3 protein-coding genes and 1 pseudogene are annotated in these 9250 nt (G+C 63.6%); all 4 read left to right on the top strand.

Annotated elements, in window-relative coordinates; all coding sequences use genetic code 11:
- Positions 1-487 precede the first annotated feature (487 nt).
- Positions 488-3985, top strand: coding sequence for a DNA-directed RNA polymerase subunit beta (locus I2E26_RS06280; protein ID WP_195420046.1), 3498 nt, complete (start codon positions 488-490; stop codon positions 3983-3985).
- A gap of 5 nt (positions 3986-3990) precedes the next feature.
- On the top strand, positions 3991-8484 hold the full coding sequence (locus tag I2E26_RS06275; RefSeq protein WP_147588931.1) for a DNA-directed RNA polymerase subunit beta': 4494 nt from the start codon (positions 3991-3993) through the stop codon (positions 8482-8484).
- A gap of 169 nt (positions 8485-8653) precedes the next feature.
- Positions 8654-8860, top strand: a complete 207-nt coding sequence (locus I2E26_RS06270; protein ID WP_147588932.1) for a hypothetical protein — start codon at positions 8654-8656, stop codon at positions 8858-8860.
- A 151-nt stretch (positions 8861-9011) separates the two neighbouring features.
- Positions 9012-9250, top strand: a pseudogene (locus I2E26_RS06265) (lacto-N-biosidase); the annotation flags it as partial.

The raw sequence follows: 9250 nt of genomic DNA, 5'->3' as shown, positions 1-9250 counted from the left end.
CTGACCGGTGGACGGCACTTCGGTGCCTGGAAGGGGTCCTCCCGCGAGGGAGGGCCCCTTCCTTCGTTTAAGGGGGCCCGGCGGGGCGAGCGGCTATCGAGCGTCGAGCCCTTTGGATCGGGTTCCCTCATACAAAGGGTCCTTCCGCCGTAAAGGGGATTGCGGCGTCGCAAGCCAATTCCCAGTGGGGTCCAGGCGACGCTCATGGAGATGCTTCATTAGAAACACATGAACAGGTGTTCGGTACAGTATGTTCTACCTGCATAAATAACAGAGTAGAATCTCAACTAATCCAAAACAGAATACTAGTCAAGTCTTTAATTGATAAACGGTTTGTAGTTGCTAAACTAGTAGGTTGCGATATCAGGCGATTTGTGCCTGTACGTTGTTTCGCGTGCACGGGGCGTCTATTCGCACCGTGGTCGAGGATACAACGAAGCGCGATCGTCTAGCAAGCCGCATTTTCCCAAGAAGGAGGGAACGCCTGGTGAGTGATGCAAAAGCCACCCTGCCGGTAACGGCAACAGAGCGCACGCGCGTCAACTTCGGAAAGATCCCCGAGGTGATGGAGCTGCCGAATCTCATCTCCGTTCAGAAGGAGAGCTTCCAGCGCTTCATGACCGATGGACTTCGTGAGGCATTCAAGGAGTCCAGCCCCATTCAGAGCCAGAATCATGTCCTCGAGGTCACCTTTGGTGACCATCAGTTCGGCGACCCCGCCCACGATGTGGACGAGTGCCGCGAGAAGGACATGACCTATCAGGCTCCGCTGCTGACCGACGTTCGTCTTACCAATAAGGAGACGGGCGAGATCAAGGAGCAGCTCGTCTTCATGGGCGATTTCCCCATGATGACCGATCAGGGCACCTTCATCATCAACGGTACCGAGCGCATCGTCGTCTCGCAGCTCGTCCGCTCCCCGGGCGTGTACTACGGCTCCGAGATGGACGGCGGCAAGCAGGTATACAAGGCGCAGGTCATTCCTGCCCGTGGCGCCTGGCTCGAGTTCGAGGTCGACAAGCGCGATCAGCTCGTCGTTTCCATCGACCGTAAGCGCAAGCAGTCCGCAACCATGTTCCTGCGCGCCCTCGGCATCGCTACGACCAATGACGAGATTATCGAGATGCTCGGTGATTCCGATGTCGTCAAGCGCACCATCGAGCGCGATACCGCCCTCACGCGCGAGGATGCCCTTATCGAGATCTATCGTCGCCTGCGTCCGGGCGAGCCCCCGACCGTCGACGCTTCCCGCAGCCTCCTCGAGGGCCTGCTCTTCAACCCGCAGCGTTACGATCTGGCGCGCGTGGGTCGCTACAAGGTCAACAAGAAGCTCGGTCTGGAGACCGCCGAGGACGTCGTCGTGCTGACCGATGAGGACATCGTCGCCACGCTGCGCTACCTCCTCGAGCTCGCTGCCGGAACCCCCGGCTTCAAGACCGACGATATCGACCACTTCGGCAACCGTCGTATCCGTACGGTCGGCGAGCTTGTTGCCAACCAGTTCCGCATCGGTATGAGCCGCATGGAGCGCGTGGTTCGCGAGCGTATGAGCTCGCAGGACATCGACGAGATCACGCCTCAGAGCCTGATCAACATCCGTCCGATCGTGGCGTCCATCAAGGAGTTCTTCGGCTCTTCGCAGCTCTCCCAGTTCATGGACCAGTCCAACCCGCTGACCGGTCTGACGCACAAGCGCCGTCTGTCGGCCCTCGGCCCCGGCGGTCTTGCCGGCCACAAGTCCGGTTCCAGCCGTCGTACGAACGTGCCTACGGCCGTCCGCGACGTCCATAACTCGCACTACTCCCGTATGTGCCCCATCGAGACCCCCGAAGGCCCCAACATCGGCCTGATCGGTTCGCTCTCGCTGTACGCCCGCGTGAACGAGTACGGCTTCATCGAGGCTCCGTATCGTCGCGTCGAGAACGGCGTTGCTACCGACCAGATCGACTGGATGACCGCTGACGAGGAGGAGAACCACATCATCGCGCCGGCTAACACGCCGCTCGACCCCGCGACCAACGAGTTCGTGGAGCGCGAGGCCGATGGTAGCCTCGTTCGTCCTCACACCATCGTCGCCCGTACGCGCGACTTCGACGGCTCCTTCGGTGCCCCCGCAGACGTGCCCGTCGAGATGGTCGACTACATGGACGTCTCGCCGCGCCAGATGATCTCGGTCGCCGCCACCCTCATTCCCTTCCTCGAGCACGACGACGCCAAGCGTACCCTCATGGGTGCGAACATGCAGCGCCAGGCCGTGCCGCTGGTCCATCCGGCTGCCCCGTACGTCGGCACCGGCATGGAGCGCCGTGCCGCCCTGGACTCCGGCGAGGTCACCCTGGCCCGTCATGCCGGCGAGGTCATCTTCGCCGACGCCTCCAAGATCACCGTTAAGTACGACGGCGGCATGGATACCTATCGCCTGCCCAAGTACCAGCGTTCCAACCAGTCCACGTGCATCAACCACCGCCCGCTCGTCCGCGTGGGCGACGAGGTCGTGCAGGGTCAGCCGCTGGCCGATGGTCCCTCGACCGATCACGGCGAGCTCGCTCTGGGTCAGAACCTCACCGTTGCCTACATGAGCTGGGAAGGCTACAACTACGAGGACGCTATCGTCGTCTCCGAGCGCGTCGTGGCCGAGGACCTGCTGACCACCATCAACATCTCCCGTCACGAGATCGACGCGCGCGACACCAAGCTCGGTCCCGAGGAGATCACGCGCGAGATCCCGAACCTGTCCGAGGACATGCTCGCCAACCTCGATGAGGACGGCGTCATCCGCATCGGTGCCGAGGTCGGCCCGGGCGACATCCTGGTGGGTAAGGTCACCCCCAAGGGCGAGAGCGCTCTGACCGCCGAGGAGCGTCTGCTGCGCGCCATCTTCGGTGCGAAGGCCCATGACGTCCGCGATACGTCCCTCAAGATGCCCCACGGCTCCTACGGCCGCGTCATCGACGTCGTTCGCTTCAGCCGCGAGGCCGGCGACGACCTGGCTCCGGGCGTGAACGAGATGGTCCGCGTCTACGTTGCCCAGCGCCGCAAGATCCAGGAGGGCGACAAGATCGCCGGCCGTCACGGCAACAAGGGCGTTATCTCCAAGATCCTGCCGGTCGAGGATATGCCCTACATGGCCGACGGCACCCCCGTCGACGTCATCCTCAACCCGCTGGGCGTTCCCTCCCGTATGAACGTCGGCCAGCTCCTCGAGTGCCACCTCGGCTGGGCTGCCGCCTGCGGTTGGGATGCCGAGAACGAGGACTCCGACGAGTACGTGCCCGGTCCGTTCTTCACGGCTACCCCCGTCTTCGACGGCGCCCATGAGGACGAGATCGCCGAGGTCATCCGTCGCGCCAACAAGAACATGGTGAACCTCGCCACCAAGCGCTTCGGCGAGCACATGCGTCCCGAGTTCGTGACGCAGCTCGACGGCCGTGGCAAGACCCGCCTGTTCGACGGCCGCTCCGGCGAGGAGTTCCGCGAGCCCATCACCGTGGGTACCTCCTACATCCTGAAGCTCGGTCACATGGTCGACGACAAGATCCATGCTCGTTCCACCGGCCCTTACAGCCTGGTTACCCAGCAGCCCCTGGGCGGTAAGGCCCAGTTCGGCGGCCAGCGCTTCGGTGAGATGGAAGTGTGGGCGCTGTACGCGTACGGCGCATCCAACGTCCTGCAGGAGATCCTCACGGTCAAGTCCGACGACACCGTCGGCCGCGTGAAGACCTACGAGTCCATCGTGAAGGGCGACAACGTTCCCATGGCGGGCATCCCCGAGTCCTTCAAGGTTCTCGTGAAGGAGATCCGCTCGCTCGCCCTCGATATCGAGCCCGTGCGTACGCACGAGCCCGAGCCCGAGGTCGTCGAGGATGCCGAGGAGATGCTCGGTGCATCCGACGTCCTGCCCTCCATCGACGAAGCCGACACGTCCGCCGACGCCGCCGAGGCTCTGATCGGCGAGCTCACCGCTTCTACCACTGATAAGGAGTAGACACTGTGGCAGATTTCGAAGCTACTGATTTTGACGCGGTAAAGATCTCCCTTGCCAGCGCCGATACGATCCGCTCCTGGTCGCACGGCGAGGTCAAGAAGCCGGAGACCATCAACTACCGTACCCTCAAGCCCGAGAAGGACGGCCTGTTCTGCGAGAAGATCTTCGGTCCCGCCAAGGACTGGGAGTGCTCCTGCGGCAAGTACAAGGGCATCCGTTTCAAGGGCATCGTCTGCGAGCGCTGCGGCGTCGAGGTCACCTCGGCCAAGGTGCGTCGCGAGCGCATGGGCCACATCGAGCTCGCCGCTCCGGTGAGCCACATCTGGTATTTCAAAAGCCCCACGAGCTTCCCCATGAGCCGCCTGCTCGACATCAAGAGCAAGGACCTGGAGAAGGTGCTCTACTTCGCCAGCTACATCATCACGCACGTCGACTACGACGCCCGTGAGGCCGACGCCGAGGACCTGCGCGAGGAGCTCGCCGCCGACCTCGAGGAGATCGACGCCGAGTGCGCCCGTCAGATCGAGTCTCTGAAGGAGCAGGGCAACCCCGAGAACTTCGACGAGTTCTCCGATGAGGAGCCCCTGACCCAGGAGGAGATCGCTGCCGGCATCATCGATATCGAGGAAGAGTGCAAGGACGAGAAGCAGCTCCGCTCCGACGCCTTCCAGGCCTTCATGAAGCTCTCCGAGCGCGACCTCATCTCCGATGAGCCGCTGTTCCGCGAGATGAAGCGCTACTACTCCATGTACTTCTCCGGCGACATGGGCGCCGAGGCCGTGCGCGACCTGCTGGCCGCCATCGACCTCGAGTCCGAGTCCGAGCGCCTCAAGGCCATCATCGCCGACGAGGACGGCCAGAAGCAGAAGCGCGAGAAGGCCGTCAAGCGCCTCGAGGTCGTGGATGCCTTCCTGAAGGGCCACAACGACCCCGCCAACATGATCCTCGACGTGATTCCGGTCATTCCGCCCGATCTGCGCCCGATGGTCCAGCTCGACGGCGGCCGCTTCGCCGCGTCCGACCTGAACGACCTGTACCGTCGCGTGATCAACCGTAACAACCGTCTGAAGCGCCTGCTCGACCTCGACGCGCCCGCGATCATCGTGAACAACGAGAAGCGCATGCTGCAGGAGGCCGTGGACGCCCTGTTCGACAACGGTCGTCGTGGTCGCCCGGTCTCCGGCCGTGGCGGTCGCCCGCTCAAGTCGCTGGCCGAGGCCCTCAAGGGCAAGCAGGGCCGCTTCCGTCAGAACCTGCTGGGTAAGCGCGTCGACTACTCCGGTCGTTCCGTTATCGTTACGGACCCCACCCTCAAGCTGCACCAGTGCGGCCTGCCCAAGACCATGGCCCTGGAGCTCTTCAAGCCCTTCGTCATGAAGCGCCTCGTCGAGCTGGGCAAGGTGGAGAACATCAAGGGCGCCAAGCGCTCCATCGAGCGCGGCGCCAGCTTCGTGTGGGACATCCTGGAAGAGGTCATCGACGGACGCCTGGTGCTGCTCAACCGTGCACCTACGCTGCACCGCCTCTCCATCCAGGCCTTCGAGCCCGTGCTGGTCGAGGGTAAGGCCATCCACCTGCATCCGCTGGTCTGCGCCCCCTTCAACGCCGACTTCGACGGCGACCAGATGTCGGTGCACGTGCCGCTGAGCCTCCAGGCACAGGCCGAGGCCCGCGTGCTCATGCTCTCCGCCAACAACCTGCGCTCCCCGGCTTCGGGCAAGCCCGTGAACGTCCCCTCCCAGGACATGATCATCGGCGTGTACTACCTCACCCAGGCCCGTGACGGCCTGTCGGGCGAGGGCCACGTCTTCGCGAGCTTCGATGACGCCCTGAACGCGTACGACGCCCGTACCGAGGTCGACCTTCAGGCCAAGGTCCAGGTTCGCGTGTCCGCCGCCGACGCCAACCATTTCGAGGGCGAGAAGAGCTTCTTCCGCGTGAAGAACGATCGCAACGAGTTCGTGGACTACGACGTCACCGGCACCAAGACCTGCCGCTTCGAGACGACCATCGGCCGCATCATCTTCAACCGCCAGTGCCTGCCGGCCGACTACGAGTTCATCAACTACAAGATGGTCAAGGGCGATGTGGGCAAGCTCGTCGCGGCCTGCTGCGACCGCTACCCGCAGGCCGAGGTCGGCCCGATCCTGGACGCCATCAAGTACGCCGGCTTCCACTTCGCGACGCGCGCCGGCCTCACCATCTCCCTGTGGGACGCCCTCATCCCCGATGAGAAGCCCCAGATCCTGGCCGAGGCCCAGGACCGCGTCGACTCGATCAACGAGTACTTCGAGGAGGGCTTCATCAACGAGATGGAGCGCCACACCGAGGTCGTTAACGAGTGGACCGCAGCCACCGACAAGGTCGCGGCTCTCATGCTCGACATGTTCGACGAGGAGAACCCGATCTACATGATGGCCGACTCCGGCGCTCGAGGCTCCAAGACCCAGCTGCGCCAGCTCGGCGGCATGCGCGGCCTGATGGCCGACATGTCCGGTGAGACGATCGACCTTCCCATTAAGGCGAACTTCCGCGAGGGCCTGCTTCCGCTCGAGTACTTCATCTCGACCTACGGCGCTCGTAAGGGCCTGGTCGACACCGCGTCCCACACCTCCGACTCCGGTTACCTCACGCGTCGTCTGGTCGACGTCGCGCAGGACGTCATCGTCCGCGAGGAGGACTGCGGTACGGAAGAGGGCTGCACCTACAACCTCATCATCCCCGGCACCGACTCGATCAACGCCGACCTCGTGGGCCGTTGCTTCTCCGAGGACGCCGTGGCGGCCGATGGCACCGTCGTGTTCAAGCGCGGCGAGTACATCGAGACCACCGCTGATATCAACAAGCTGCTCGACGCCGGCCTGAAGAAGGTCACCCTCCGCGCGCTGCTCACCTGCCGTTCCAAGTACGGCGTGTGCCAGAAGTGCTACGGCTGGGACCTCTCCACCCGTCGTCCCGTCGCCATCGGCACCGCGGTGGGCATCATCGCCGCGCAGTCCATCGGCGAGCCCGGCACGCAGCTGACGATGCGTACGATTCACTCCGGCGGCGTTGCAGGCGTTGACGATATTACGCAGGGTCTGCCTACCGTCGGCCGTATGTTCGACGTCGTTGGCAACGTCAACGAGAAGATCCTGGGCCGCGAGGCCGACCTGGCTCCCTTCTCGGGCCACCTGGCCATCAAGCCGGAGAAGTCCGAGTACGTGCTCACGCTGACCGATTCCTCCGACCACAGCCGTGTGCTGGAGGAGAAGCGCGTTCCCGCATCGGTGCGCTTCATGCCCGGCATCGAGGACGGCTGCGAGGTCCGCGCAGGCGACCAGATCACCAAGGGCTTCGTGAACTTCCGCAACCTGCGCAAGCTCACGGATATCGAGAGCACGATGCACACGTTCGTCGAGAACGTCAAGGACGTCTACACCAGCCAGGGCGTCGACCTGAACGACAAGCACATCGAGGTTATCGCCCGTCAGATGCTGCGCCGCGTTCAGATCACCAACCCCGGTGACTCCAACTACCTGCTGGGCCAGTACGTCGATCGCTATGAGTTCGCCGACGAGGTCGACCGCATCGCCCGTCGCGGCGGCGCCACCCCCGCGGCCGAGCCCGCGATCCTGGGTACGCTCAAGGTCGCTTCCTCCATCGACTCCTGGCTGTCCTCCGCGTCGTTCATCCGTACCGCGGGCGTCCTCACCGAGGCCGCTATCGAGGGCAAGGTCGACCACCTGCTCGACCTCAAGTCCAACGTCATCGTGGGTAAGAAGATTCCGGTCGGTACCGGCCTGAAGCCCTACTCCGATGCCGCGCTGACCTATCGCACCTCCGACGGCTACGTGACCGTGGGCGGCGCCACCGCCGGCAACTCCAAGGCTCTGCCCGAGTGGGCACCCGAGGAGCTCAAGGAGCTCGACGAGCAGCTGCCGCAGCAGCTCGACTGGAGCGGCTACGACGATTACGGTTCGGGCGACGGCTCGTTCACCCGTAACGGCCGCACCATCTCCGCTGAGGATGCGCGCCTGTATCTGTTCGACGACCTGGGCGTGTCCCAGCGCTGGACCAACAAGTTCAGCGAGGTCGGCATCGAGACCGTCGGCGACCTGGTGGGCAAGTCCGAGGAGGACCTGCTCCGCATCGACGGCATCGGCGCCAAGGCGATCGAGGAGCTGCGCGACGGCCTGGAGGCGCATAACCTCCTGTACATCCTCGATAACACCGAGGACGTGGCCGACGAAGAGGATCTCTCGCAGCTGCTGCAGATGGTCTTCAGCCCCGACGGCCCCGACGATATCCTGCTGGGCACCAGCGCTCCGCGTCATCACTACGACTCCGATGAGGAGATGATCGGCGGCGCTCCGAGCGCTTCCGGCAAGGATGCCGGCAATGGCGGAATCATCAACGAGGATATGGCCTCCATCGATGAGCTGCTCAACCAGCTGGTCGACCAGGACGACGGCGATAGCCCCGAGGATCCCAACGGCCACAACTCCTACGAGGAGTAATACGGCTGCCCACGCCATAGGCTGAGAGAGGGCCCGTTCCCCGAGAGGGGAGCGGGCCTTTCGCGTATAGAGCGCGGTTGGCCGTGCGGGCGCTATATACTGATGCGCTGTGAGTGCGGGGCGCGGCGGTTTGTCCGCGGACTCCGCTTCGATCGATGAAGGGAGCCTGATGGATCAGGTTATGTCGCAGCTGGGCAGCCAGCTGTTCTGGATCTTGGTGATCGTGGTGGCGGGTCTTATGGGTGCCGGCATCTTCCGCATGAACCATCGCGGCAATCGGACGCGCATGCAGGCGCTCCTGGGCAAGCCCGAGCCGAAGGAGGCTTCGCCGAGCGAGCGCAAGCGTCCTAAACCGCGGCCTAAGAAGAAGCGCTAGGGCGAAGGACCCTTGCTTCGTAGGCGGTGATGAACGCACCTTGCTGCGGTTCGCCCAGTGAATTCGCCCACTGGTATTACATATATGTACGTTTCTCCTGCTATGGGCTACCATTGAAAGGCATTATTCATCCTAGAGATGGGAGAGAAACGTGGACAAGGTCAAGCTACGCATCAAGCGCGTGCTTGCAGGTGTCGCCGCCGTTGCGCTTGCAGCGGTCTGCATGGCGGCCCTGCCGGCGCGCGCTATGGCGGCAGAGGGGGTGCACAGCATCTTCTCGATCGACGCCGGTCGCAAGTACTTTTCGGCCGATCAGCTCAAGCAGATCATCGATCGCGCCGCGAAGAACGGCTACACCGACGTTCAGCTCATCCTGGCCAACGACGGCAT

The sequence above is a fragment of the Collinsella sp. D33t1_170424_A12 genome (genome assembly GCF_015554865.1).
Taxonomy (GTDB): Bacteria; Actinomycetota; Coriobacteriia; order Coriobacteriales; family Coriobacteriaceae; genus Collinsella.
Note: the sequence above shows the minus strand (reverse complement) of the source record. Positions and strands in the feature narration are given on the sequence as shown.